This is a genomic window from Nonomuraea sp. NPDC049129 (assembly GCF_040648495.1).
Classification (GTDB): Bacteria; Actinomycetota; Actinomycetes; order Streptosporangiales; family Streptosporangiaceae; genus Nonomuraea.
The window spans coordinates 377,861-403,939 of record NZ_JBEZDU010000006.1 but is presented as its reverse complement, the minus strand read 5'-3'; the positions used below and the strand labels follow the sequence as shown (position 1 = coordinate 403,939).

General features: G+C 70.0%; 20 protein-coding genes and 1 pseudogene. 12 read left to right on the top strand and 9 right to left on the bottom strand.

Going from position 1 to position 26,079, the window contains the following annotated elements; genetic code table 11:
* Positions 1-26: 26 nt before the first annotated feature.
* Complete coding sequence (locus AB0B64_RS21430; RefSeq protein ID WP_357944609.1) at positions 27-380, bottom strand: Uma2 family endonuclease; 354 nt, start codon at positions 378-380, stop codon at positions 27-29.
* Positions 381-522: 142 nt separating this feature from the next.
* Between AB0B64_RS21430 and AB0B64_RS21425 the strand changes: the two genes are divergently transcribed.
* A complete protein-coding gene (locus AB0B64_RS21425; protein ID WP_358179229.1) occupies positions 523-2,493 on the top strand; it encodes a thioredoxin domain-containing protein in 1,971 nt (656 codons plus the stop codon).
* Between the two features lie 56 nt (positions 2,494-2,549).
* Here AB0B64_RS21425 and AB0B64_RS21420 read toward each other — a convergent pair whose 3' ends face one another.
* Together AB0B64_RS21420 and AB0B64_RS21415 are read right to left on the bottom strand one after the other, a co-directional pair.
* On the bottom strand, positions 2,550-4,676 hold the full coding sequence (locus AB0B64_RS21420) for a transglycosylase domain-containing protein (RefSeq protein WP_358179227.1): 2,127 nt from the start codon (positions 4,674-4,676) through the stop codon (positions 2,550-2,552).
* Between the two features lie 125 nt (positions 4,677-4,801).
* Positions 4,802-5,281, bottom strand: a complete 480-nt coding sequence (locus tag AB0B64_RS21415; protein ID WP_357944009.1) for an Lrp/AsnC family transcriptional regulator — start codon at positions 5,279-5,281, stop codon at positions 4,802-4,804.
* Between the two features lie 103 nt (positions 5,282-5,384).
* On the opposite strand from AB0B64_RS21415, the gene hppD reads away from it, so the two are divergent.
* Positions 5,385-6,494, top strand: a complete 1,110-nt coding sequence (gene hppD, locus AB0B64_RS21410; RefSeq protein WP_357944007.1) for a 4-hydroxyphenylpyruvate dioxygenase — start codon at positions 5,385-5,387, stop codon at positions 6,492-6,494.
* 168 nt (positions 6,495-6,662) lie between these two features.
* Positions 6,663-8,075: a M1 family metallopeptidase gene (locus AB0B64_RS21405; RefSeq protein WP_358179225.1), complete on the top strand. Its 1,413-nt coding sequence runs from the start codon at positions 6,663-6,665 to the stop codon at positions 8,073-8,075.
* Positions 8,076-8,120: 45 nt separating this feature from the next.
* Here AB0B64_RS21405 and AB0B64_RS21400 read toward each other — a convergent pair whose 3' ends face one another.
* Positions 8,121-9,305: an FIST N-terminal domain-containing protein gene (locus AB0B64_RS21400; RefSeq protein ID WP_357944607.1), complete on the bottom strand. Its 1,185-nt coding sequence runs from the start codon at positions 9,303-9,305 to the stop codon at positions 8,121-8,123.
* A gap of 171 nt (positions 9,306-9,476) precedes the next feature.
* Between AB0B64_RS21400 and AB0B64_RS21395 the strand changes: the two genes are divergently transcribed.
* The 3 genes from AB0B64_RS21395 (at position 9,477) to AB0B64_RS21385 (ending at position 13,652) form a co-directional block, all read left to right on the top strand.
* Entirely contained in the window at positions 9,477-10,868 is a 1,392-nt protein-coding gene (locus AB0B64_RS21395) for a sigma 54-interacting transcriptional regulator (RefSeq protein WP_358179223.1), read from the top strand.
* A 63-nt stretch (positions 10,869-10,931) separates the two neighbouring features.
* Positions 10,932-11,666: a hypothetical protein gene (locus AB0B64_RS21390; protein WP_358179221.1), complete on the top strand. Its 735-nt coding sequence runs from the start codon at positions 10,932-10,934 to the stop codon at positions 11,664-11,666.
* Positions 11,667-11,696: 30 nt separating this feature from the next.
* On the top strand, positions 11,697-13,652 hold the full coding sequence (locus AB0B64_RS21385; protein WP_357944604.1) for a hypothetical protein: 1,956 nt from the start codon (positions 11,697-11,699) through the stop codon (positions 13,650-13,652).
* A gap of 108 nt (positions 13,653-13,760) precedes the next feature.
* Here the strand turns inward: AB0B64_RS21385 and AB0B64_RS21380 are convergent, their stop codons facing one another.
* Positions 13,761-14,183: a DUF6292 family protein gene (locus AB0B64_RS21380; RefSeq protein ID WP_358179219.1), complete on the bottom strand. Its 423-nt coding sequence runs from the start codon at positions 14,181-14,183 to the stop codon at positions 13,761-13,763.
* 140 nt (positions 14,184-14,323) lie between these two features.
* Between AB0B64_RS21380 and AB0B64_RS21375 the strand changes: the two genes are divergently transcribed.
* Positions 14,324-14,449: a hypothetical protein gene (locus tag AB0B64_RS21375; protein ID WP_357943998.1), complete on the top strand. Its 126-nt coding sequence runs from the start codon at positions 14,324-14,326 to the stop codon at positions 14,447-14,449.
* 10 nt (positions 14,450-14,459) lie between these two features.
* On the top strand, positions 14,460-14,894 hold the full coding sequence (locus AB0B64_RS21370; protein ID WP_357943996.1) for a hypothetical protein: 435 nt from the start codon (positions 14,460-14,462) through the stop codon (positions 14,892-14,894).
* Between the two features lie 29 nt (positions 14,895-14,923).
* Here AB0B64_RS21370 and AB0B64_RS21365 read toward each other — a convergent pair whose 3' ends face one another.
* Both AB0B64_RS21365 and AB0B64_RS21360 read right to left on the bottom strand, forming a co-directional pair.
* Positions 14,924-16,063 (bottom strand): cystathionine gamma-synthase, encoded by a 1,140-nt coding sequence (locus tag AB0B64_RS21365; RefSeq protein ID WP_357943994.1) that lies wholly within the window; start codon positions 16,061-16,063, stop codon positions 14,924-14,926.
* 118 nt (positions 16,064-16,181) lie between these two features.
* On the bottom strand, positions 16,182-16,391 hold the full coding sequence (locus AB0B64_RS21360) for a hypothetical protein (protein ID WP_357943992.1): 210 nt from the start codon (positions 16,389-16,391) through the stop codon (positions 16,182-16,184).
* A 21-nt stretch (positions 16,392-16,412) separates the two neighbouring features.
* On the opposite strand from AB0B64_RS21360, the pseudogene AB0B64_RS21355 reads away from it, so the two are divergent.
* Positions 16,413-17,246 (top strand): annotated as a pseudogene (locus AB0B64_RS21355) (histidine kinase dimerization/phosphoacceptor domain-containing protein); the annotation flags it as partial.
* A gap of 276 nt (positions 17,247-17,522) precedes the next feature.
* Here AB0B64_RS21355 and AB0B64_RS21350 read toward each other — a convergent pair.
* Entirely contained in the window at positions 17,523-21,194 is a 3,672-nt protein-coding gene (locus tag AB0B64_RS21350; RefSeq protein WP_358179217.1) for a BTAD domain-containing putative transcriptional regulator, read from the bottom strand.
* Between the two features lie 66 nt (positions 21,195-21,260).
* Between AB0B64_RS21350 and AB0B64_RS21345 the strand changes: the two genes are divergently transcribed.
* Positions 21,261-22,118, top strand: a complete 858-nt coding sequence (locus tag AB0B64_RS21345; RefSeq protein WP_358179215.1) for an NAD(P)-binding domain-containing protein — start codon at positions 21,261-21,263, stop codon at positions 22,116-22,118.
* Between the two features lie 11 nt (positions 22,119-22,129).
* Here AB0B64_RS21345 and AB0B64_RS21340 read toward each other — a convergent pair whose 3' ends face one another.
* Positions 22,130-23,500, bottom strand: coding sequence for a cystathionine beta-synthase (locus tag AB0B64_RS21340; protein WP_357943986.1), 1,371 nt, complete (start codon positions 23,498-23,500; stop codon positions 22,130-22,132).
* 129 nt (positions 23,501-23,629) lie between these two features.
* Here AB0B64_RS21340 and AB0B64_RS21335 point away from each other — a divergent pair, with 129 nt between their 5' ends.
* Together AB0B64_RS21335 and AB0B64_RS21330 are read left to right on the top strand one after the other, a co-directional pair.
* On the top strand, positions 23,630-24,613 hold the full coding sequence (locus AB0B64_RS21335; protein ID WP_357943984.1) for an SGNH/GDSL hydrolase family protein: 984 nt from the start codon (positions 23,630-23,632) through the stop codon (positions 24,611-24,613).
* A 58-nt stretch (positions 24,614-24,671) separates the two neighbouring features.
* Positions 24,672-26,015: a PQQ-binding-like beta-propeller repeat protein gene (locus AB0B64_RS21330; protein WP_357943982.1), complete on the top strand. Its 1,344-nt coding sequence runs from the start codon at positions 24,672-24,674 to the stop codon at positions 26,013-26,015.
* Positions 26,016-26,079: the final 64 nt, after the last annotated feature.

The following is a 26,079-nucleotide window of genomic DNA, read 5'->3' as shown; positions in this document are numbered from 1 at the left end:
GATGCCGCCCAAGCGAATGCTGGTTGTCAGGTGGCTCCCAGATCCACGGTGACGGAGAAGGGGGCGGCAGTCTTGATCACTCCGGTGAACATTTCGCCGTCCCTGTAGGCATTGGTGGCCGGGTCGAGAACGTAGGTGTAGATGATGGGGACACCGGTTGCGGCCTGTTCGATACGCCAGTAGAAGGGGATGCCGGCCTTGGCGTACTGGTCCACCTTCACGATTCGGTCGGTGGTCTCTGAGCCGGGCGATACGACCTCGACTACCAGGAGTACGTGTTCGGGGCGGGTGGGCGTGAGGTCGATGGTCTCCGCCCGGTAGACGATGACGTCCGGACGGCGGTTGGTGAGGTGTGTGCCTCCTTCGAGGAGCCTCGACAGTTCAGCGCTGCCGAGCTCAGTTTACTGTCTGCGATGCCGAGGCGCCTGATCTCGGAAGAGCGCGATTGCCTTGCCGGCTGTGCGAGGCAGAGCCCGTGCGGGGCCTCACCGACGGGATGGGCATTGTGAGAGGCTGAATCGTATGAACCGGCTAGCTGATGCAACGTCGCCGTATCTGCTTCAGCACGCTGACAATCCGGTCGACTGGTGGCCCTGGACGCCGGAGGCGTTCGAGGAAGCGCGACGGCGCGATGTACCCGTTCTGCTGTCGGTCGGCTACTCTGCGTGCCACTGGTGTCACGTGATGGCGCACGAGAGTTTCGAGGACGCCGACACCGCGCGGCTGATGAACGAGCACTTCGTCAACATCAAAGTGGACCGCGAGGAGCGGCCCGACGTCGACGCCGTCTACATGAGCGCCACCCAGGCCATGATCCATCAGGGCGGCTGGCCGATGACGGTGTTCGCCACGCCCGAGGGCCATCCCTTCTACTGCGGCACCTACTTCCCGCGGCTCCAGTTCCAGCGGCTGCTGCGTGGTGTGCGCGACGCGTGGGCCGGTGACCGGGCGAGCGTGACCGAGCAGGGGTCGAAGGTGGTCGAGGCGCTCAACGCGCACACGACGCTGCCCACCGGGCCGCTGCCCGGCGAGGAGACGCTGGCGCTGGCCGTACGGAATCTGCGGGAGTCGTTCGACAAGGTCCGCGGCGGGTTCGGCGGCGCGCCCAAGTTCCCGCCGTCGATGGTGCTGGAGTTCCTGCTGCGCTCCGGCGAGACCGAGATGAGCGGCCGCACGCTGGAGTCGATGGCGCGCGGCGGGATGTACGACCAGCTCGGCGGCGGCTTCGCGCGCTACAGCGTCGACGCGGGCTGGGTGGTACCGCACTTCGAGAAGATGCTGTACGACAACGCGCTGCTGCTGCGGGTCTACACGCACTGGTGGAAGGCGAGCCGGACGCCCCTCGCCCGGCGGGTGGCGCTGGAGACGGCCGAGTGGCTGCTGCGTGAGCTGCGTACCGCCGAGGGCGGTTTCGCCTCGGCGCTCGACGCCGACAGTGAGGGCGAGGAGGGCCGGTTCTACGTCTGGACGCCGGAGCAGCTGCGTGAGGTGCTCGGCGAGGAGGACGGGGACTGGGCCACGCGGCTCTTCGAGGTGCGGGGGACGTTCGAGCACGGCACGTCGGTGCTGCAGCTGCTCACCGACCCTGACGCGGATGATGCGGCGCGGTTCGACGACGTACGGGCGCGGTTGCTCGCCGCCAGGGAGCAGCGGGTCCGGCCGGGTCGTGACGACAAGGTCGTGGCCTCGTGGAACGGCCTGGCCATCGCCGCCCTGGCGGAGACCGGCACGGTGTTCGACCGGCCGGACCTGGTGGCGGCCGCCCGGCGGGCGGCGGAGCTGCTCGAAGACGTGCACATGGACGGCGGCAGGTTGCTGCGGACCTCGCGCGACGGGCGGGCGGGCCGCAACGCCGGAGTCCTGGAGGACTACGCGAACCTGGCCGAGGGGCTGATCGCCCTCTACGGCGTGACCGGGGAGACGCGCTGGCACCGGCTGGCGGGCTCGCTGCTCGACACCGTGCTCGACCGGTTCGAGGACGGCGAGGGCGGGTTCTACGACACGGCCGACGACGCCGAACGGCTGTTCCAGCGGCCACAGGATCCCACCGACAACGCGACCCCGTCGGGACAGTACGCCGCCGCCGGGGCGCTGCTGTCCTACTCGGCGCTGACAGGGTCCACACGGCACCGTGAGGCCGCCTACGCTGCGCTGGGCACGGTGTCCGTGCTGGCCACCGGGCACGCGCGGTTCGCCGGCTGGGGGCTGACTGTGGCGCGGGCGGCGCTCAGTGGTCCCGTCGAAGTGGCGGTCGTCGGGCCGATGGACGACCCGCGTACGCGGGCGCTGCACCGCGAGGCGCTGCTGGCCGACGTTCCCGGTCTGGTGGTCGCGCTGGGCGACGGCGAAGGAGTGCCCCCGGGCGGGCCCGAGCTGCTGGAAGGCCGCGGACCGGTCGGCGGCGCCCCCGCCGCGTACGTGTGCCGGGGCTTCACCTGCCGGATGCCCGTCACCACACCCGAGGAGCTGCGGGCCGAACTAGCCGGCCGATGACCGGCCCAGCCGGCCGACGATCGGCCTAGCCGGCCCATGACCGGCTCAGCCGAGGCCTAGCCGACCGGTGATCGGCCGGTGTCGCTCCACCGGCCGGTGTTGTTCTCGTCGGGGCCGGTCGTAGGGGCGTCCGGCTCGCCGGTGGGCGGGCCGCCGGTGTCGTTCTGCCGGGGCGGGTCCTGCTGCGTGTCGGGGCCCTGCGTGGTGGGCTGCTCCGTGCTCGGCTGCTCAGTGACCTCAGGAGTGGGCGAGGACCACGGGTCGGGTACCTGGGTGTGCTGCGGTTCCTGCGGCATGTCCTGGCGCTGGTCGGTGCGGCCCCAGTCGTCGGAGCCATAGCCGTAGTCCGACGGCTCGGGGAACTCCATGACCGGCTTGCCCGCCATGGCCTCGGTCATGAACGCCCGCCAGATCTGCGCGGGCAACTGGCCGCCGAACTGCACCCCGTAGCCGGGGATCTCCACCGGCTTGTTGTCCTCGCGGAACATGTCGACCGCGACGGCCAGTTGCGGCGTGAAGCCGTTGAACCAGACCGCCTGGGAGTTGTCCGTGGTGCCCGTCTTGCCGGCCACCGGACGGTCGTACAGCCTGGCCGCGGTGCCGGTGCCGTACTTGACGACCTGCTGCATCGCGTACGTGGTGTCGGCGGCGGCCTGCTCGCTGACCACCTGGGTGGACGCGCCCTTGATCACGTTCTTCTTGCTGCCGGGGGCGGTCACCGACTTCACGACGTGCGCCTCCATGTGGACGCCCTTGTTGGCGAAGGAGGAGAAGCCGGAGGCGTTCTGCACGGCGCTCAGCGAGGCGACGCCGAGCGGGAACGTGGCGGCCGACTCGTGCTGCTTGAGCTGCGCCTCCGGGATGCCCGCCGCGACCGCGGTGGCGGCCACCTTGTCGAGACCGACCTTCTGGCCGAGGTCGACGAAGGCGGTGTTGACGGAGTTCTGGGTGGCGCTGATCAGGTTGATCTCGCCGTACGAGCGGTCGCTGTCGTTGGGGATGGGCTTGCTGGCCGAGGCCACGCGCATCGGCGAGTTGCCGTTGACCCTGGTGGACAGGTCGAAGCCGTTGTTGAGCGCGGCGGCCAGCGTGTAGGGCTTGAACGTGGAGCCGGCCATCACCTTGGCCGAGAAGGCGTTGTCGTAGTACTCGGAGCGGTCGGGGCGGCCGCCGTAGAAGGCGACGACCTCGCCGGTGGCCGGATCGACGGCCGCCAGCCCGGTGCGGACCTTCTTGGGCGTCGAGTCGGGCAGCACGGTCTTGACCGCGTTCTCGGCCGCGAGCATGAGCTTCTTGTCGAACGTCGTGACGATTCTCAGCCCGCCGCCGTTGATGTCCTCGTCGGTGTAGCCGCGCCGGTTGAGCTCGGCGGTGACCTGGTCGAGCATGTACTGGGCCTGGCCCTTGAGCTCGAACGGCTTCTTCGGCGCCTTGAGCGCCGGGAACGTCTGCGCGGCGGCCTGCTCGGCGGTGAGCTTGCCCGTCTGCCGCATGGCATCGATCACGGCCTGCCAGCGGGCCTCGGCGGCGTCGAGGTCGGCGCCCTTGGGGTCGGCGAAGCGGCTGGGCTGCTGGATCACCGCGGCCAGGTAGGCGCCCTCGGCCACGCTCAGCTTGCCGACGTCCTTGCCGAAGTACGCCTGCGCGGCCGCCTGGGCGCCGTTGGCGCCGCGGCCGAAGTAGATCGTGTTGAGGTACTGCTCAAGGACCCAGTCCTTGGACTTGGACTGGTCGACCTTGATGGAGATCATGATCTCCTTGAACTTGCGGGTGATGGACCGTTCCTGGCTGAGGCCGCTGTAGTAGTTGCGGACCAGCTGCTGGGTGATGGTCGAGCCGCCCTGGAGCTGCTGCCCGGAGACGGTGGACCACACGGCTCGCGCGGTGCCTTTGACCGAGACGCCGCCGTCTTGGTAGAAGGAGCGGTTCTCGGCTGCTATCACCGCGTCACGTACGTGCTGGGGAACCTTGTCCAGCGGAACGTTCCTGCGGTCGATGCCCTTCTTGGCGAGCACGCTCTTGCCGTCGCGGTAGTAGATCACCGACCCCTGGGCCGTGGCGTCCTTCTGGGTGCTGTCGGGGATCGGGGTCATCGCCCACGCGACGGCGAAAAGCCCTATGGCCAAGAGGATCCCGGCGCCGAAAACGATCAACAGCCGTTTAAGGATTCGCCGCTTTCGCATGCCTTTTTCACCACCGATCCGCACCCACAACCCCCTATCGCGCCTCACCAGACCCCCGTCAGCTGGGCGAATGTCAAGGTTAAGCGATCGATAACGGTGCCTCGTCCCCTCCCGCGATAGTACGGCTAGCGCGTTTCGCGCTGGGGAACATTCGCCACCAATGGCAAAACGCGGTAGGGAACAGGTGTGTCGAGGGCGATGATCGAAGAAGTCCTGAGAACACCCTGAACTTCGACGATCTGGTCGATCACCCGCTGCAGATCGGCGTTCGTCCGCGCCACCACCCGGCAGAGCAGGTCGCTGCCGCCGGTGATCGTGTGGACCTCCAGCACCTCGGGGATGTGGGCCAGCCGGTGCGCCACCGGGTCGTGCCCGGCGACCTGCCTGATCTCCATCGTCACGAACGCGGTCACGTCGTAGCCGAGCGCCACCGGCGAGATGTCGGGTCCGAACCCGGTGATCACCCCTCTGGCGATCAGCCGGTCGAGCCGGGCCTGCACGGTGCCGCGGGCCACGCCCAGCCGGCGCGAGCACTCCAGTACGCCCAGGCGCGGCTCGGCGGCCAGGAGGGCGATCAGCCGGGCGTCCAGTTGGTCGATCGTCATGGTGTACAGATCTCCTCCTCTACATGGGAGTGGGCCATACATATTGTCTAGTCAAAAAAGTAACTGTTGCTCAACTCGTCCAGGGAATCCAAATATTGATGCTATGACTGATGTCTTTCCGGTTAACGGGATGCACGCCGTGGTGTTCGCCGTGGGCAACGCCAGGCAGGCGGCTCACTACTACTCGACCGCGTTCGGCATGCGGCTGGTGGCCTATCGCGGGCCGGAGAACGGCAGCCGCGACGAGGCGGCCTATGTCCTGACCTCGGGGAGCGCCAGGTTCGAGTTCCGGGCCTCGATCCGGCCGGGGACCGACCTGGCCCGCCACGTCGCCGAGCACGGTGACGGGGTGATCGACCTGGCCATCGAGGTGCCGGACGTGGAGGCCGCCTATCGGCACGCCGTGGAGCAGGGGGCCCGCGGGCTGGCGGAGCCGTACACGCTGGAGGACGAGCGGGGCAAGGTGGTGCTCGCGGCGATCGCCACGTACGGCGAGACGCGGCACACCCTCGTCGACAGGGCCAACTACAGCGGCGCCTACCTGCCCGGGTACGTGCCCGCCGAGCCGCTCGTCGCCCCGCCCACGACCAAGTCCGGACGACTGTTCCAGGCCGTCGACCACTGTGTGGGCAACGTCGAACTGGGCCGGATGGACGAGTGGGTGGAGTTCTACAAGCACGTGATGGGCTTCACCAACATGGCGGAGTTCGTCGGCGACGACATCGCCACCGAGTACTCGGCGTTGATGTCCAAGGTCGTGGCCGACGGGAGCCGCAAGGTCAAGTTCCCGCTGAACGAGCCGGCCGTAAGTCGCAAGAAATCGCAGATCGACGAATATCTGGAGTTCTACCGCGGGCCGGGCGTACAGCACGTCGCGCTGGCCACCAACGACATCCTGACCACGGTCGACCACATGCGCGCGGCCGGAGTGAGCTTCCTGGACACCCCCGACTCCTACTACGACGACCCCGAGTTGCGCTCGCGCATCGGGCGGGTCAGGGCGCCGATCGAGGAGCTGAAGAAGCGCAAGATCCTCGTCGACCGCGACGAGGACGGTTACCTTTTGCAAATCTTCACCAAGCCGGTGCAGGACCGGCCCACGGTCTTCTTCGAGCTCATCGAGCGGCACGGCTCGCTCGGCTTCGGCAAGGGCAATTTCAAGGCGTTGTTCGAGGCCATCGAGCGGGAGCAGGAGCGAAGGGGCAACCTTTAGCTCGCGCCGCCGTTGCCCTGACGGCGCAGGGGGAGTCTGCTCGACCTAGGCTGGATTCGTTCGGCCCGCGCCAGCAGGCTCCGCATGCCAAAGCCGCGAAGACGGTCGTGGTCCATGCCTGACTCCGCGTAGAATTCCTGTCACTTAGCGAAGGGAAGAGCGCAGCCTATGGGGTTTGACCAGCGCAGGGCCGCTTCGCTCGTGGCGCTTCTGAGCATCCTCGCCTGCGCGCCGTCCAACGGCGCCATAGCGCCCACAGCGGCCCGGCCGGTGAGCGGAGACACGGGCGCGTCCGGCATCGGTGACCCCGACTTCCCCCTTGACGGCAACGGCGGCTACGACGTCTCCCACTACGGCCTCGAGCTCGGCTACACGCCGAGCAGCAAGCACCTCGACGGCGTGGCGACGATCAAGGCCACGACCACGCAGGCGCTCTCGCGGTTCGACCTCGACCTGTCCGGCCTCGACGTGAGCGAGGTCACGGTCAACGGGGAGAAGGCCATCTTCTCGCGCAACGGCACCGAACTCGGTGTGCTGCCCACCACGCCGCTGGCCAACAAGGCCGACTTCACCATCAAGGTGACCTACTCCGGCGTGCCCAAGCCGATCAAGGACTCCACCAACCTCGGCACGTTCGGCTTCGTGCCGACGCCCGACGGCGCCTTCGTGGCCTGTGAGCCCGACGGCGCCAAGACCTGGTATCCGGTCAACGACCACCCAGCCGACAAGGCGGCCTACGACTTCGCGATCACCGTACCCGACGGCGTGACCGCCCTGGCCAACGGCGAGCAGGTCGGCGAGCCCACGACCACCGACGGCAAGACCACTTTCCGGTGGCGCGAGCGGCATCCGATGGTGAGCTATCTCGCGACGGCCACGATCGGCAAGTTCGAGCTGCGCAAGGGCCGCACGCCGGGCGGCATCCCCAACTTCGCGGCGGTCGATCCCAAGCACCGCGCCTCGCTCGACGATCTCTACAACATCTCGGGCGAGGTCACCGACTACTGGAGCAAGGTCTTCGGGCCCTACCCGTTCTCCTCCACGGGCGGCATAGTCGACGACTTCTCGGCCGGCTACGCCCTGGAAAACCAGACCAAGCCGCTCTACGGCGGCTTCGAGCCCGACCAGAGCATCATCGCGCACGAGCTGGCCCACCAGTGGTTCGGCGACAGCGTGAGCATCAAGCGCTGGCGCGACCTGTGGCTCAACGAGGGCTTCGCCACCTATGCCGAGTGGCTCTGGGCCGAGCACAAGGGCACCAACACCGCCGACCGGCTCTTCCAGACCTTCTACAACCGCGCCGCGAGCGAGCCGATGTGGAAATATCCCCCGGGCCGGGCCCAGCCCAAAGACCTGTTCAACGACTCGGTCTACACCCGGGGCGGACTGACCCTCCACGCCCTGCGCAAGGCCATCGGCGACGAGACCTTCTTCACGCTGCTGAAGACATGGACGGCCGACCACAAATACGGCAACGTCACGACGGACGAGTTCATCGCGCTGGCGGAGAAGCTCTCCGGCAAGGATCTCAAGCCGCTGTTCGACGCCTGGCTCTTCCAGCCGACCAAGCCCGCCGCCTGACCGCCTGCCCGATCACCTGACTGCCCGATCGCCTGAGCGCGAGGCTCACGGGGCGCCGGGCGTGCCCGCGGGCGCTGAGAAGACCAGGACGGACGCCGTGAAGCCGTGCACGTGGTTCTGGCCGCCCACCGGGCCGACCTCGCCCGCGGCGAAGAAGCCCGCGAGCCCGATCGGCCCGAGCGTGTCGCGCAGCGCCACCGGATCGTGGTCGGCGGTGCCGAACATCGCCGACCCCCGGCCGTTGCAGGAGAACAGCAGCGCGCCGTCGATCCGGCCGAGCTCCTCCCGGTGCGCGTCGAGCAGGTCGTAGAGGTCCTCGTCCGCCGTGGCCGCGTCGCGCACGTGGAAGCGTACGGTCCTGCCGACGTCCACGACGTCGCCGATGGCCACGGCCTCGCGTTCCGGGTCGATGCCGATCACGCCTCTGATGAGGAAGTCGCCGCGTTCGTGCCGTTCGGCGTACTCGTCCATGGCCACGCCGATCTGCAGGCCGGCGGCGACCAGTTCGCGGTCGTCCTCGTCGAGCTCGCTGACGATGTCCTCCAGCCGGGCCAGGGCCGGTTGGCCGGCCAGCTCCAGCAGCAGGTTCTCCTCGGAGCGGGTGACGACCATGGTCGGGCCGATCGGCCGGCAGCCCTGGCTGACCACTGTGCTGACCCGTACGGAGCCGCTGAGCAGCACGCCGATGGCGCCCTCGGTGTAGATCTCGCCGTCGGCGAAGAGCCGGACCGACCCCCGGCCCCGCATCCCGTTGGCCAGCCCGCCGATCAGCGGCAGATTACCGAGCACGTCCACGGAACGCTCCACGAACGCGTCCGTGGGGAAGGTGTACGGATCGGCCAGCAGGATCGCCACGTGATCATCAGGTGTCCGCTCCGGCAGCCCCACCACCACGAACCGGTCCTCGGCGGTCAGCGTCTCCAGCGCGAACGTGGTCAGCTCGGCCCCGTCCAGCGTGGCCGCCCACGCGCTCACGGCGGACGTCAGCTCGATCCCCTGCCCGTCACCGATCACGCCGGTGGCGCTGCAGCCGATCACGTGGGCCTCGGGGGCCAGCCTCATCGCGCACTCCCCCGCCCTGGCGACCTCGTCCGGATCGTCGCCGCAGATGAAGAAGCACACCAGGTCCGCCTCGCCGCTGAGCCTCGACAGGGCCTGACCGACAGCACGCTCCGCGGCCTCCACCAGGTCGGAACCCACGGCGAGGCCGTCGGCGAAGCGGCTCGTCATCACAGCCACGGATCTCGCCTCCTCAGCGGGTCGAAGTTCCCTAGGAACCGATTCTCCCCATAAAAGGAACAAGCACGCGCACGAACCGTCACGCAATAGTCAAGATCCGAAATCTCCGCCAGATGCGAAAGTGTCTGCCGCAGTGGTCCCAGGGGACGTAGTCTCGTTCCCGTGCATCAGCCTCTAAATATCCGCGAGCTGCGAGAGAGCGGTCACGTTCATCGCACCGTGAAAGCAGAGGTCCGCGAAAACCTGCTGGCCAAGTTGCGGGCAGGTGAGCCCCGTTTTCCAGGCATCGTGGGCTTCGACGACTCCGTCCTGCCCCACTTGGAGCGGGCGCTACTCGCCGGGCACGACCTCGTCCTGCTCGGTGAGCGGGGCCAGGGCAAGACCCGACTCATCCGCACCGTCACCGGGCTGCTGGACGAGTGGACCCCGGTGGTCGACGGGTGCGAGATCAACGACCATCCGTACGCACCGGCCTGTACGCGCTGCATCACGCTCGCGCGAGAGTTGGGCGACGAGTTGCCCGTGGCGTGGAAGCATCGCGACGAGCGCTACGGCGAGAAGCTCGCTACCCCCGACACCTCCGTCGGCGACCTGATCGGCGACGTGGACCCGATCAAGATCGCCGAGGGCCGGACGCTCGGCGACCCGGAGACCGTCCACTACGGGCTGGTGCCGCGCACCAACCGGGGCGTGTTCTCCGTCAACGAGCTGCCCGACCTGGCCGAGCGCATCCAGGTGTCGCTGCTGAACGTGCTGGAGGAGCGCGACATCCAGGTGCGCGGCTACAACCTGCGCCTGCCGCTCGACATCCTGCTCATCGCCAGCGCCAACCCCGAGGACTACACCAACAGGGGCCGGATCATCACCCCGCTGAAGGACCGCTTCGGCGCCGAGATCCGTACCCATTATCCGCTGACGGTCGAGGACGAGCTGGTGCTCATCCGCCAGGAGTCCATGCCGGACATCGGGGCGGACCTCCCCGAGCACCTGGTGGAGGTGATCGCCCGGTTCACCCGCCTGGTCCGCGAGTCCACCGCGGTCGACGCCCGCTCCGGCGTGTCGGCGCGGTTCTCGATCGCGGCCGCCGAGACCGCCATGGCCTCCGCCGTACGCAGGGGGGCGATCGCCGGCGAGGAGCAGGCCGTCGCCCGCGTCTGCGACCTGACCAGCGTCGTCCACAGCCTGCGCGGCAAGGTGGAGTTCGAGGTCAGCGAGGAGGGCAGGGAGACCGAGATACTCTCCCATCTGCTCCGCCGGGCCACGGCCGAGACGTTCAGGAGCCGGTTGGGCGGCATGGACCTGTCGCCGCTGACGGACAAGTTCGCCGAGGGCAACCAGGTGGAGTCCGGCGAGCTGATCGCGGCCGCCGAACTGCTGCGCCGCATCGGCCCGGTCAGCGGACTGGCGAAGGTCATGTCGCGGCTGGGCATGGGCGAGGGCGAGGAGTCGCCGGGACACGCGGCGGCCGCGCTGGAGTTCGCCCTGGAGGGCCTGTATCTCATGCGCCGCCTGTCCAAGGACGACGTGGACGGTGTCTCCGTCTACCGGACGTGAACATTCGGGCGGTCTCACACGTCGAACGTGATGAATTGATCACGCCGTCGGGGGAGACCGCCCATGCGTCTGCTTGTCTGTGCCACCGCCCTGAGCGCCACCGCCTTGTGCGCTCTCGCCGTCCCCGCCGATGCCGCGGACACCAAGATCGTGTACGGGTACGCCTGGGCGGCCGGTGCGACCGAAATCCGCATCACGCCCATGACCGCCACGTACCGCAAGCCGCTCCACACGTTCAAGGCCGTCTCCGGCGCGAAGGAGCTGCGGCTCGACTACGCCAAGGCGGCCTTCCGGCGGGTGACCGTCGCCTGCGACCTCAAGGAGACCGAGGGGCGCGTGGCGATCGACCGCAAGGGCCTGGGCACCACCGTCTGCAAGGTCGACGCCCTGACCGACAAGCTGGCGTCCGGGCCCGCGCCGGTCCGCGTCGAGTATCGCGGTGCCGAGGCCGTCAAGATCAATGAAGTGCTGGCCAAGTGGCCCTCACCACGCACGGCCCGGGGCACGGTCAAGCGGGTGGACGACACGACGGTCCTGTTCACCGGGGCGGGCAGGACGTTCAAGCTCGGTTACACGAACCTGATGTCGTTCGCCAGGACCACCAAGCGCTGCGGCGACGGCTGGCTGGCCGGCAAGCCGGTCAACGCCGACAAGCACGGCCTCGGCAAGAAGGCGTGCCAGAGCCGCGACTTCACCAAAGCCCTCAAGACGGTCAAGCATCCGGTGCTCGTACAGGTCGATTACGTGCCGGATGTCAACGAACTCTCCGGTGTGCGTGAGGTCTTCGGGGACGCGTAGCCCTCGTTCTCGGGTTAGCGTGTGTTCGTGATGGCCTACCGCTATGGCGAGTACAACGATGGCCCCGACCCCCTCGCCCCGCCGTACGACGTGCGCGCCGCGCTCGACGAGATGGGCGACGCCATCCTGTCCGGCTCCACTCCCGTGCACGCCCTGCGCGACCTGCTCAAGCGCGGGCTGCCCGGAGCCCAGGACCGCCGGGGTCTCGACGACATGCTCAGAGAGGTACGACGGCGCCGCAGGGACCTGCGCGAGAGCGGCCGGCTCGACGGCACGCTGGAGCGGGCGCGGGCGCTCCTCGACAAGGCCATCGGCCAGGAGCGGGCCGAGCTGTTCCCCGACCCGTCCGACGACGCGCGGCTGCGCGAGAGCGAGCTCGACTCGCTGCCCGACGACACGGCCAGCGCGATCCAGCAGCTGACCCCCTACGAGTGGCGCTCCGCCGCCGCCAGGCAGACCTTCGATGAGCTGCGCGACCTGCTGCGCCGCGAAGTGCTCGACAGCCAGTTCAGAGGGCTGCGTGACGCGCTGGCCCAGCCGGACCCGGCGGCGATGGAGCGCGTCCGGCAGATGATGTCGGACCTCAACGACATGCTCGACAAGGACGCCAGAGGTCAGCACACCCAGCAGGACTTCGATGCGTTCATGAAGGAATACGGCGATCTCTTCCCGGAGAAGCCGCGCGACCTCGACGAGCTGGTCGACGTCCTGGCCCGGCGGGCCGCCGCGACCCAGCGCATGCTCGCCTCGATGACCCCGGCCCAGCGCGAGGAGCTGGCCAACCTGATGAGCCAGACGCTCGACCAGGCGGGGCTGTCCGACGAGATGCGCCGGCTCGGCGAGTCCCTCCAGGCCCGCCGGCCCGACCTGGCCTGGGACACCCCCGAACGGCTGACCGGCGAGGAGCCGCTGGGCATGGGCGACGCCGTCACCGCCCTGGAGGAGCTGGCCGACCTCTCACAGCTGGAGACCTCGCTCCGGCAGGACTACCCGGGCGCCAGGCTCGACGACGTCGACGAGTCCGCGGTCCGCCGCGCGCTCGGCCGCTCGGCGGTCGACGACCTGGAGGCACTCAAGCGGATCGAACGCGAGCTGGAGGAGCAGGGCTACCTCCTGCGCCGCCGGGGCAAGCTGGAGCTCACCCCCAAGGCCGTCAGGAGGCTCGGTGAGACGGCGCTGCGCCGGGTGTTCGCCTCGCTCGACGCGGGCCGGCGCGGCGACCACGACCAGCGCGACGCGGGCTCGGCCGGGGAGCTGACCGGCTCGTCGCGGCCCTGGCGCTTCGGCGACGAGCAGCCGATCGACGTGGTTCGCACGCTGGTCAACGGCGTCCGCAACGGCGGCGTCCAGTCCGAATCAGGCGCCGTACACCTCTCCGTCGACGACTTCGAGGTGGCCGAGACCGAGCGGCGCAGCGCGGCGGCCGTCTGCCTGCTGGTCGACCTGTCCTACTCGATGGCCCTACGCGGGACCTGGGCGGCGGCCAAGCAGACCGCGCTCGCCCTTCAGGCGCTGGTCGCCTCCAAGTTCCCGCAGGACGCGGTGCAGATCATCGGGTTCTCCAACTACGCTCGGGTGCTGCAACCGGACGAGCTGGCCGGGCTGGACTGGGACATGGTTCAGGGGACGAACCTGCACCACGCCCTGCTCATCGCGGGCCGGCACCTGGACCGCCATCCCGACTTCGAGCCGGTCGTGCTCGTGGTCACCGACGGCGAGCCGACGGCTCACCTGATGCGCAACGGGCACTCGGCCTTCGAGTGGCCGCCGTCGCCCGAGACGCTGGAGCTCACGCTGGCCGAGGTGGACAAGATGACCCGGCGGCGGGCGACGCTCAACATCTTCATGCTGGCCGGCGACGACCGCCTCAAGGAGTTCGTGGACGAGGTGGCGCGGCGCAACGGCGGTCGCGTGTTCTCCCCCAGCGCGGATCGGCTGGGCGAGTATGTGGTGAGCGACTTCCTACGGGTACGCCGGTCCCGCTGAACGCGGGCTCAAGGTCCGAACGGGGCCTGGCTGTCTGAACGCGGGCCTGATGTCGTACGACGGCGTTGATGTCCTACGACCGGCCCGCGACTTCAGGCGGTCAGCCGCTCAGGCGTCGACGAGAGACGCGTAGAAGTCGAGGGCGACGTCGAAGCCGTCCCGGCAGTTACGGTACGAGCGGTAACAGGGGCGCCAGGCGGAGCTGGCGCCCACACCCGTGCGGGCATCGCTCAGCGCCGACGGCACGCGCTCGGGCCGGGGCAGCAGGCCGCCGCCCAGGTAACGGACGCCGTCGAGCTGGGTGTGCTCGCCGCGGCCGCCGGAGACGAAGCCGCCGAGCCGCCACCCGCTCTCCTCGTCCCACACCAGCGCGCTGCCGTCCGTCAGTCGGACGGTCGCGCCACGCGGCTCGCAGGGGCCCTCCCACCAGTCGGCGACCTCGGCTCCGAGCAGGTCGACGACCCGCTGCACGTAGCCGGTCGGCTGCTGCAGCCACTCGTCGGTATACGGCTCGACATGCCTGATGGCCACGGACGGCACCCCCTTGTGCCCAGACGGTAAGGAAAAAGCGACGGTGGTCAACCATACCCGCGCTGAACTTATTCCGTTGCCAGAGCGTCTAGTCATTACGGACGATATTTACGTCCGACACGGGGAAGGAGGGGGGCTCCATGATTGCCATGATTCTTCTGATCGTGCTCATGGTGGTCGCGATCGCGGCCACCGAGCTGATCATGCGCTGCTCCTCAGAGGGTAAACAGAGTGTCGAGTCCGCGGGCGAGATCGTCGGGGACTAGTCTCCTACGCATGTCGCCCCTGCTTCTCTGGCTGCACATCGGCTTCGCGATCTTCACGATCGGCCCGCTCACAGCGGCCACCATGGCCGCTCCGCGAGCCATCCGCGGCAAGAACGTGCCCGTCCTGCAGAACATCCAGCGGACCACCCGGATCTACAGCATCGGTTCGCTGGGCGTGCTGATCTTCGGGCTGGCCGTCGGCATGTCGATCGGCGGCGGCGTGCTCGGCAAGTGGTACATGACGGCCTCGATGACGCTGTTCATCGTGGCCGTCGTGCTGCTCGTCATCATCGACCGCGACCTGCGCGCCGCCGTCAAGGTCCTCGAGACCGAGACCCCGGACGACGACGCGAAGGTGCAGAACGGCAGGATCGCCGCCATCAGCGGGCTGCTGTCCCTGATCTGGCTGGTGATCCTGTTCCTGATGGTCGTACCGGGTTCCTAACCGAGCGTCCTGATGGTCGTACCGGGCTCCTAGCCGAGCGCCTGCGTGAGGTCGGCGAGCAGGTCGTCGACCGTCTCGATGCCGACCGACAGCCGCACCAGGTCGGCGGGCACCTCCAGCGGCGAGCCGGCCGCCGAGGCGTGCGTCATCCTGCCCGGGTGCTCGATGAGCGACTCGACGCCGCCCAGCGACTCGCCCAGCGTGAACAGCTTCGCCCGGTTGCACACCTCGACGGCCTCGGCCTCGCCGCCCGTGACGCGGAACGACACCATGCCGCCGAACCGCTTCATCTGCTTGGCGGCCACCTCGTGCCCGGGGTGGTCGCCCATGCCCGGGTAGAGCACCTGCGTCACGCGCGGGTGCGCGAGCAGCAGATCGACGATCCGTTCGGCGTTGTCGCAGTGCCGGTCCATCCGTACACCCAGGGTCTTGAGCCCGCGCAGCGTCAGCCAGGCGTCGAACGGCCCGGCCACCGCGCCCATCGCGTTCTGGTGGAAGGCCAGCTCCGCGCCGACCGACTCGTCGGCCGCGATCAGCGCGCCGCCGACCACGTCGGAGTGGCCGCCGACGTACTTGGTGGTGGAGTGCACGACCACGTCCGCGCCCAGCGCGAGCGGCTGCTGCAGGTAGGGCGAGGCGAAGGTGTTGTCGACGACCAGCAGCGCCCCGTTGTCGTGGGCCAGCTGGGCGAGCGCGGCGAGGTCGGCGATGCCGAGCAGCGGGTTCGTCGGCGTCTCCACCCAGATGATCCGCGTCTTCTGGGTCATCGCCGCGGCCACGGCGTCGAGGTCGCCGAGCGGCACTGGGTCGTAGTGCAGGCCCCAGCGCTCGCCGACCTTCGCGAACAGCCGGTATGTGCCCCCGTAAGCGTCGTTGGGGATGACGACGTGGTCCTGCGGCTTGCAGAGAGCTCGCAGCAGGGTGTCCTCGGCCGCCAGGCCCGACGCGAACGCCAGCCCGCGCGCGCCGCCCTCGACCGCGGCCAGCGCCTCTTCGAGCGCGGTCCTGGTCGGGTTGGCCGAGCGACTGTACTCATATCCGGAACGCAGGCCACCCACACCGTCCTGCTTGTAGGTGGACGTCGCATAGATCGGCGGCACGACCGCGCCGGTAAGCGGGTCAGGCTCCTGACCTGCGTGGATCGCCAGGGTTTCGAAACCGTTCGTCATAGGCCCACGGTAACGGAAGCGGCCCGCGGTCCGTTCCCCAACGGACCGCGGGCCGAAGCGGGCGCCGTCCCCAACCGCGCCCGCGCGGCTCGCGCGTCATGCCCCGCGCGAGCCGGTCTCAGGCTGCCTGAGGCTTCTTCCTGTCGCCGCCTGCCCGCGACGCCAGCGGTATAACGTCGGCGTCGCGTACGGGCACCTGGATATGGCGGCCGCTGCCGCCCTCCGCGTGCTCCCCGTTGATGCGGGAGAGCAGCACCGGGTCGGCCAGCGCCAGCAGCAGACCCACGACCAACCCGATACCCAGCAGTACGAATCCAAGGACAATCATTTTCCCGTCCCCCTTCCGGACATGTACCAGCATCGTCGACGGCCCCCCGCCGCCGCCTCCACTGAAGGGCCGGTCCTCGGCGAGCCTCCTCAGCCGAACGGTCGATGCCTGCCATCCGACTTGCGGCTTAGGCTCCTAGGGGTGGGGGAAGCCAAGCACGTCGTCTATTGGATCCGCCGGCTGAGCGACATCGCGGCGATCGGCTGGCTGGCCATGATGCTCCTCATGGACCTCGCCGTAGCCGCCACCAGGGGCGGCGTCCAGTGGCTCGTGCCGATCTGCGGGGTCGTGGGCGTCGCGGCCGCCATCCTGCGGCGCCGTTTCCGGGTCGAGACGTTCGTCGTCATGCTGGCCCTCTCGCTCGTCTCCTCGCTGGTGATCGCCGTCAGCGGGTTCGTGGGCGTGCCCGGCGCGGCGGAGACCGGCGCGCTGATGATCCTGACGATCGGCGTGCTGCGCCACGTCGAGCCGGTCAAGCGGGCCGCGGTGTTCGGGGGCACCGCGCTGGTCGTCCTCATGGCGGAAGGCGCCTCGCGCGATCCCCAGAACAAGCTGGCCTTCTCGTTCATCCTCTTCACCGCGTGGACGATGATCGCCGCCGTCGGCGGCTACCTCCGCTTCCAGCAGGAGCGCCGCAAGGAGGCCGTCCATTCCGTACGGCGTGCGGAGCGCCTGGAGCTGGCCAGAGAGCTGCACGACCTGGTCGCCCACCACATCACCGGCATCGTCGTACAGGCCCAGGCCGCCCGCACGGTCGCCGACCTGAAGCCCGACGCCGTGCTGCCCGCCCTCGACGCCATCGCCAGTGCCGGGACGGACGCGCTCACCTCGATGCGACGCCTGGTCACCGTCCTGCGGGCCGAGGACGAGGCCGCCAGGACCCCCGGCACGTCGCTCGCCGATCTACGGCTGCTGACGGAACGGTTCTCGGAGAACGGGCCGCGCGTCGCGTTCGAGATCGGGTCCGGCATCGACGACCACACCCTGGCGCCGGAGGTCATGACCACGGTCCACCGGGTGCTGCGGGAGGCGCTCACCAACATCCGTAAGCACGCGCCGGGCGCCAGCTGGGTCGAGGCCGAGCTGCGCCGCTTCGACCAGCTCGTGCTGCTGCGCATCCGCAACTTCGGCTCAGCCTCCGACCCCCGGCTCTCGCGCCTGGGCGGCGGGTTCGGGCTGGTCGGGATGGCCGAGCGGGTGGAGGCGCTGGGCGGCCGCCTGTACGCCGGGCCCGGTTCCGACGGGGCCTGGGAAGTGGTCGCGGAGTTTCCCACGTCCTGAGGCGTACGCCGGGTCGAACTCGGCACCCATCGCCGCGCGCAGCCTGGCGGTGATCCGGTCGACGTCGGCCCGCTCGGGGGCGGGCAGCGGCACGCCCACCGCCTCTCTGAGCGCGGCGGCCACGCCGAGCATCCCGGCCGCCTCCCGGTACCCCTCGGGCTCCCGATGCCTCTCGGGAAGGCCCCATCGGGCCTGGCGTCCCCTCCCGGTCTGCTCAGCCGGTTGTCCCGTCCCGGTTCGCTCGGCCGATTGCCCCGTCCCGGTCTGCTCGGCCGTGAGTGACAGCGCGCCCGCCAGCCCTTCCAGGGCGAGCGCGATCGCTCTCGGGTCCCCGGTGGCCTGGGCCGCCTCGTAGCCCTGCCGCTGCCTGGCCAGCGCCGTCGCGGCGTCACCGCGCTGCTCGGCGGCGAACCCCAGCTCGGCCAGGACGAACGCGATGCCGGGCGTCCCCCGCACCTCACGCAGCCAGCCGAGCCACGGCGTCAGGAGCCCTTCCGCCCGTACGTAGTCGCCCTGCCGCCTGGCGCTCAGTGCCAGCCCGAGCACGGCATGCTCCTCCGCGGCCTTGTAGGACTGCTCCACGGCCAGCAGTCTGGCCCGCTCGTGGTAGTGGTCGGCTCGCTCGTACCGGCCCGCCAGGAGCGCCACACGGCCCAGCCCGGCCAGTTTGAACGCGACCTCGAAGCCGAGCTCCTCCGCCAGCCGCAACTGCTCCTCGCGCAACCTGGCGGCCTCGGCGTAATCACCCCGTATCTCGGCCAGCCGGTCAAGCGCGTCCATGGCCTCCAACCGCCCCCACGCGTCACCCAGCTCGCCGAACAGCTCCAGACTCCGCCGCCCGTCCCGCTCCATCGCGACCAGGTCCCCCCGCCCGACGGCCAGCTTCGCGCGCAGGCTGAGCGCGGCGGCGATCCCCCAGCGGTCGCCGAGCGCCTCATACGCGGCCAGCGCCCGGCTCGCCGCCGCTTCGTGCGCACCATGATCGCCGTACGCCCAGCGCACGTGGGTCAGAAACCAGTCGGCCAGTGCCCGCCCTCGGGCGTCGAGCCCGGCCACCCGCACCGGCGGCGCCACCTCCCCGACGGACAACGCCATCCCCGCCAACCACACCGACGCCACAGCCGCCCGCCCGGCGGTCAGATCCGTGACGGGCACGGCCGAGGTGGCTATGGACCCCGAGCCGGGCCCCTGCACGACCCCGGACCCTGGCACGGCGCTAGACGTCGGAGCGGCCCCGGCTGTCGGAGCGGCCCCGGACGTCGGAGCGACCCCGAACTCCAGGGCGATCCCGGCCCCCCGGGCGACCCCGGACGCCGAGGTGGCGCTAGACGCCGGAGCGGCTCCGAACGTCGAGGGGACTCTGGACGCCAGAGCGGCACTGGGCGCCGGGGCGGCTTTGGACAGGGCGGTGGCCAGGGAGCGGCGGGCCTCGCCCATGCGGCCGCGTAGGAACCAGTACCAGGCCAGCGCGTTGACCAGGCGGAGCGGCTCGGGACCCGACAGGGCGAGCCGCAGGTTGGCGGTCTCGGCGTCCAGGCGTTCGAGCCACTGTCTCTGCCCCGGCCCGCGCAGGTCCGCCCGTTCGGCCAGCGCCGTGTAGTAGCGGGCGTGACGTGCGGCGATCCGCCCATGCTCACCCGCCTCCGCGAGACGCTCGGCGCAGTAGACCCCGACGGACTCCAGCAGCCGGTACCTGGGCCCGGTGGACACCACCACCAGCGAGCGGTCGACCAGACCAGCCAGCACGTCCACCACGTCCACGCCGGGCTCAGCGCAGACCTCCTCGGCCGCCTCCAGCGCGCACCCGTCCGCGTGTACGGCCAGCCGCCGCAGCACGACCCGCTCGTGGTCGGACAGCAGGTCCCAGCTCCAGTCGATCACCGCCCGGAGCGTGCGCTGACGTGAGGGCGCGTCACGCATACCGGAGCTGAGCAGGCGAAACCGGTCGTCAAGCCGCTCGGCCACCTCCCGCGCACCCAACGCCCGCACCCGTGTCGCGGCCAGCTCCAGCGCCAGCGGAAGGCCATCGAGCCGCCGACAAATGGTCGCGACCGCCTCACCCACCTCGTTCGACTTACTCGCCCTGCTGGTCGCGTCTGTGGGGGTGGCGTTCGGCTCGTTCAGCTTGATTCCGGCGCGGATGGTGAAGAGGCGTACGGCGTCGGGCTCGGTCAGCGGCGGTACGGCATGTATGCGCTCGCCGGCCACCCGGAGCGGTTCCCGGCTGGTCGCCAGGATCCGCAGCCCTGGGGCGGCCCGTAGCAGTGCGGAGATCAGCTCCGCCGCTTCCTCCACCAGGTGTTCGCAGTTGTCGAGTACGAGCAACGCGCGCTTGGTGGCCAGGGCGGTCGCCAGTCTCGGCGGCAGTGGCGCGGCGTCGTCGTCGCGTACGCCGAGCACGTCCGCGACCGCCTCGGCCACGTCCGTGATCCCGCCCAGCTCCACCAGCCACACCCCGTCGGGGAGGGCGGAGCTCTCGTCGGGGAGGGCAGCACTTGCGTCGGGGAAGACGGTGCTGTCGTCAGGGAAGGCGGTGCTTTCGTCGAGGAGGGAACGGGCGGTTTCCAAGGCGAGGCGGGTCTTGCCGACGCCGCCAGGTCCGGTGAGCGTCACCAGACGGGCGACGTCCAGCAGGTCGCGGGCCTGGGCGACCTCCGCGTCCCTGCCGATCAGCTCCGTGAGCGGCGACGGCAGGTTGGAGCGGGGCGGCTGGGCAGCGGGCGGGGGGGCCTGCCGGACGAGCGAAGGATCCTGCCGAAGGATCGCCTCCTGAAGTGCCGCCAGCTCGGGCGTGGGGTCCAGGCCCAGCTCCTCCGCCAGCCGCTCGCGCAGCTCCCCGTAGCTGGCCAGGGCCTCGCTCTGCCGACCGGCCCGGTACAGGGCCGTCATGTGCTGGGCGCGCAGACGCTCGCGCAACGGGTGCCGGGAGACCAGGTCGGCCAGGTCCACGTCCTCGCCCAGGGCTAGCCGTACCTCCGCCTGCTCTTCGAGGGCGGCCAGGCGCAGCTCCTCCAGACGCGCGATCTCCGGACGGAGGAACTCCTCGTCGGCGAGGTCGGCGTACGCGGGACCACGCCACAGGCTCAGCGCCTCGTGAAGCTGGGCGGCCCGCTCACGCGGATCCGCGGCACGCTCGCCGACGAGCTCACGGAACCGGTCGGCGTCCAGCGCGACACCGAAGCGCCCCTCACCCAGCGCGACACCGGAGTGCCCCCCCTCCCATCGGCCCCTGGCCCGAGAAGGGTCGGCGAACGCCAGGCGGTAGCCGGCCGGGGTGTGGACGATCGAGCCGGGGTCGCCCAGGGTACGGCGGAGCTGGGAGACGCGTGCCTGGAGGGTGCCGACGGGATTGCGGGAGGGCCGCTCCCCCCACAGGTCGTTGATCAGCCGGTCCATCGAGACCGGCCCGCCCCCGTGAGCCAGGAGGTCGGCCAGCAACGCCCGCATCCTGGGCTCCGTCACCTGGATCGGGCGGCCGTCGTCCGTCCAGACCGCCAGCGGCCCGAGCACCCCGAAACTCACCACGTCAGAGACAACCCGTAGTGAGACGGAAGGATTTCCGTAGGGGGACGTTCGATGGTGGGGCTCATGAGTCGAGTGTCAGTGATCGGAATGGGCCCGATGGGGTCGAAGATGGCGGAGACGTTCCTCGCGGCGGGTCACGAGGTGACCGTCTGGAACCGTACGAAGAGCAAGACGGACCCGCTCGTGGCCAGAGGCGCCCGGCGAGCGGCCGAAGCGGCCGAAGGCGAGCTGCTGGTCATCAGCCAGGTGAGCTACCAGGCCATGTACGACAGTCTGAGCGACGCGCGGCTGGACGGGAAGGTGTTGGTCAACCTCAGCTCGGGCACGCCCGAGGAGTTGCGCGCGGCGGCGGAGTGGGTGGCCGGGCGGGGCGGCACGCTCGTCACCGGAGGGATCATGGTGCCGCCGCCGGGCATCGGCCTGCCCATGGCGTACACCTTCTACAGCGGCCCGAAGGAGGCCGTCGACCGGCACGCCGAGACGCTCAAGGCGCTGGCCACGATCACCTATGTGGGCGAGGACCAGGGCCTGGCGATGATGTACTACCAGGCGCAGCTGCTGATCTTCTGGTCCAGCCTGACCAGCTACATGCACGCGCTCGCGCTGCTCGGCACGGCGGGGGTGCCGCCCCGGGACTTCCTGCCGTTCGCCAGGGAGACGTTCACGCAGCTCGGGGGCGACGGGCCGATGGGCTTCGCCAAGATCCTGGCCGAGGAGGCCGAGGCCCGGGTGTATCCGGGTGAACTCAACTCCCTGCACATGCAGGCGGTCGGCATCGGCCACGCCGTCCACGCGCTGAAGGACGCCGGGCTGGAGACCACGGTGCCGAACGCCCTCAAGGAGCTGTTCGAACGCGCCGACGCCGAGGGACGCGGCTCGGAGGGGCTCGGCACCGTGATCGAGTCGATCAAAAAGCCCTAGTGGTCAAGGCCCTAGTGGTTGGCGAGGAAGGCGAGCAGGTCCTGGCGGGTCAGTAGCCCGGCCGGCTTGCCCTCTTCCAGCACCACCGCGGCATCCGCCTTCTCCAGCGCCTCCACCGCGCGCGCCACCGACTCGCCGCTGCCGATCATCGGCAGCGGCGACGACATGTGCTCGGCGATCGTGTCCTCGGAGGAGAGCCGGCCGCGGTAGAGGGCTTCGAGCAGGTCGCGCTCGACGATGGAGCCGACCACCTCGGCCGCCATGACCGGCGGCTCCTCCTTCATCACCGGGAGCTGCGACACCGAGTATTCGCGCATGATGGCGATGGCCGTACCGACCGACTCGTGCGGGTGCACGTGCACGAACTCCGGCAGGCCCGCCCCCTTACGAGCCAGTACGTCACGGACCAGCCCCTCCTCGGACGAAGTGGTCAGGAAGCCGTAGTCGGCCATCCAGTCGTCGTTGAAGATCTTGGACAGGTAGCCGCGCCCGCCGTCGGGCAGGAGGACGACCACCACGTCCTCGGGCCCCGCCTTGGCCGCCACCTCCAGCGCCGCGACCACGGCCATCCCGCACGAGCCGCCGACCAGCAGGGCCTCTTCGCGGGCGAGCCGCCGGGTCATGTTGAAGGAGTCCTTGTCGGACACCGCGATGATCTCGTCGCAGATCTTCGTGTCGTAGGTGGCCGGCCAGATGTCCTCGCCGACACCCTCCACCAGGTAGGGACGGCCCGAACCGCCCGAGTAGACGGAACCCTCGGGGTCGGCCCCGATGATCTTCACGCGGCCGTCGGAGATCTCCTTGAGGTAGCGGCCGGCGCCGCTGATCGTGCCCCCGGTGCCGATGCCCGCCACGAAGTGGGTGACCCGGCCCTCGGTCTGCTCCCACACCTCGGGACCGGTCGAGTAGTAGTGGGAGTCGGGGTTGTTGACGTTGGAGTATTGGTCGGGCTTCCAGGCGTTGGGCACCTCACGGGCCAGCCGGTCGGACACCGAGTAGTAAGAGTCGGGGTGGTCGGGCGACACGGCGGTCGGGCAGACCACGACGTCGGCGCCATAGGCGCGCAGCACGGCGATCTTGTCCTGGGCCACCTTGTCGGGCACCACGAACAGGCACTTGTAGCCACGCTGCTGGGCCACGATGGCCAGACCCACGCCCGTGTTGCCGGACGTCGGCTCGACGATCACGCCACCGGGCCGGAGCTCCCCCGACGCCTCCGCCGCGTCGATCATGCGGACCGCGATGCGGTCCTTGACCGAGCCGCCCGGGTTGAAGTACTCGACTTTGGCGAGCACCTGGGCGGGTAGGCCGGCGGAGACCTTGTGCATCCTGACGAGCGGGGTGTTGCCCATGAGCTCGACCAGGGAATCGTAAACGCGCACCGAGGTGTTCACCTTCTTTGCCGAAGCTTGGTCAGCTTGCCGAGGGCCGAGCTCCCGTGGGGGTGGCGGGCACTCGGCTAGTTTTCAAGGCAAACGCTACCGCCGTGTTCGGCCGAGAGGAGCACGCACGTGGTCTGGGCAGCGGGCACGGCGCGGGCAGCGCGCAAGATCGCGACGGCGGCGGCACTCGGCGGTGGCGGGCTGACGGCCCTCGGCGCCACCGCGTACGGCCTGCTGATGGCCGAAAGCCTGTTGGCCAGGAAGGTGATCGGCCGTCCGCACGGCATGGAGGGGCCGCCGTCCGACGGCGTCTACGGCGACTTCCCCGGCACCCCGGTCTCCATGGTCCTGCTGGGCGATTCCCTCTCCGTCGGCCTGGGGATGACCGATCCGGCCGGAACCCCGGGCGTGTTGCTCGCGCACGGCCTGGCCTCCGTCGCCGAGCGCCCCGTACGCCTCCGCGTGGTCGGCAAGTCGGGAGCCCCGTCGGCCGAACTCGCCGACCAGGTCGACCGGGCACTGACGGCGGAGCCCCAGCTGGCCGTGATCTTCGTCGGCGCGAACGACGTCACCACCCAGACCCCGCCCGCGGTTGCCGTACGCCACCTGAGCAAGGCCGTGCGCCGGCTGCGCGAGGCGGGCGCCGAGGTGGTCGTGGGCACCTGTCCCGACCTTGGCACCGTACGGCCCATCGCGCAGCCGCTGCGCTGGGTGACGCGGCGCTGGAGCCGCCAGCTGGCCGCGGCCCAGACGGTCGCGGTGGTCGACGCGGGCGGACGTACGGTCTCGTTCGCCGACGTCCTGGGGCCGGATTTCGCGACAAATCCGGGCGAGATGTTCGGACCCGATCGTTTTCACCCATCTGCCCGAGGTTACGCACAGGCAGCTTACGCAGTGCTACCTTCTGTATGCGCTGCGTTGGGATTGTGGCCAGAGCCTCGACCCGCGCGCGGCGAAGGACTGCAACCGATTTACCTCGCGGCGGCTACGGCCGCGGAGGAGCCCGGCACCGAGGTCTCCGCGACCACGGTCGCCGGGCGGGCGACGGGTCTCCACGGCAAGTGGGCGACGTTGTTCCGCCGCCGGCTGGGAGAGTCGCCCAACGACGCCTGATCCCGGTCACCCTCCGAACCGAAGCCGTCACTCCTCGTCCCTTTGGAGTGGATTGCTCGTGCTTCGGCCCCTCGCGAACGCCGCCCTCACTCTCGCCGGAATCCTGGCCCTGGCCGGCTGTTCCGACAGCGGCGCGGCCACGGTCCACTTCCCGACCTGGCACAACGACGAGATCGACGCGGTCAGCCGGATGTCCGCCGCTGGCGGGGTCGTCACGACCACCTCCATGAAGCCCGACGGCTCGCTGGAGACCGTCGCCGTCGACCTCACCCACGGCAACAAACTCTGGGCCCAGCCGGCCACCATGGCGGGCCGCCTGCCCGGCATGGGGGTCTCCGCGCCCGCCATCGTCGAGACGGCCCCCGGCCAGGCTGTCGTCGTGGCGGTCGACCCGGTCAAGAAGGGCCGCTGGAACGCCACCGTCGTCGCCCGCGACGCGCGCACCGGCGCGCAGAAGTGGGCGCGGCCGGTGCATTCGACGTTCGGCCCCCAGCGCTGCGGGCCCTACATCTGCCTGCCGGAGCACACCGCGCTCTCCACCGCCCGCGTGGTGGTGCTCGACCCGGTCAGCGGCAAGCAGATGTGGAAGCTGCCCGGCATCGCCGAGGTCGAGTGGTCGGATCCCGACCGGGTGCTGCTGCTCCGCCTGGCCGCCAACCCCATGATCGAGTCGTACGAGCTCAAGACCGGCAAGCTGCAGTGGCAGCAGCCGATCGAGCAGGCGCTCGGCCCTGGCATCGACATGTCGGGCGGGTGGGCCTTCGGCGCGACCAGCGACAACCTGATCGGCTACGTCGCCCCCTACACCAACCCGCGGACGAAGAAGGCCTCCACCTTCGGCCTGTTCTCCATCAAGATCGGCGACGGCACGATCAACTGGATGCGTCCTTCGGTCGTCCGCGTCTACCCCAGCGGCAGCCCCGGCTACGCTCCCGTCGTACGCCCGGTCGACCGGCAGGGCACCTACGGCGGCTTCGCCCGGCTCGACGCCGAGAGCGGCCGGGTCATCGGCCAGATCCCCGCCTCCGAGGTGCCCGGCTCCGGCTGGTGGCTGGCCTTCCCCGACCGCATGGAGAAGCTCGGCTTCCTCAAGCACGACGCCAAGGGCGCCGCCTTCGACCTGACGACGGGCGAGCCGGTCCCGGTCGAGGACCAGCGCGGCTGGTCCTTCTGCGTCACGGACCCCAAACCGCTCCCGCTCCGCGGCCAGGCCCCCGGTTTCTACTCGATAGCCGCCGCCTGCGAGTACGACCTCGCGACCGGCAAGCGGCTCGCCTCCACGACGACCCCGCCCCCCTGGTTCACCGGCAGCCAGGGCGGCTGGCGCCTCTGGCGTGACGAGAAGGGCGCCGTCCACGCCGTCAACGACGGCACGGCCACGGCACCCGGCATGTACGGCTGACGCCCCACCCACCGTGTTCCGCCACCAGGACTGGAATATAGTTCTAAAGGCCGACACAGGAGGA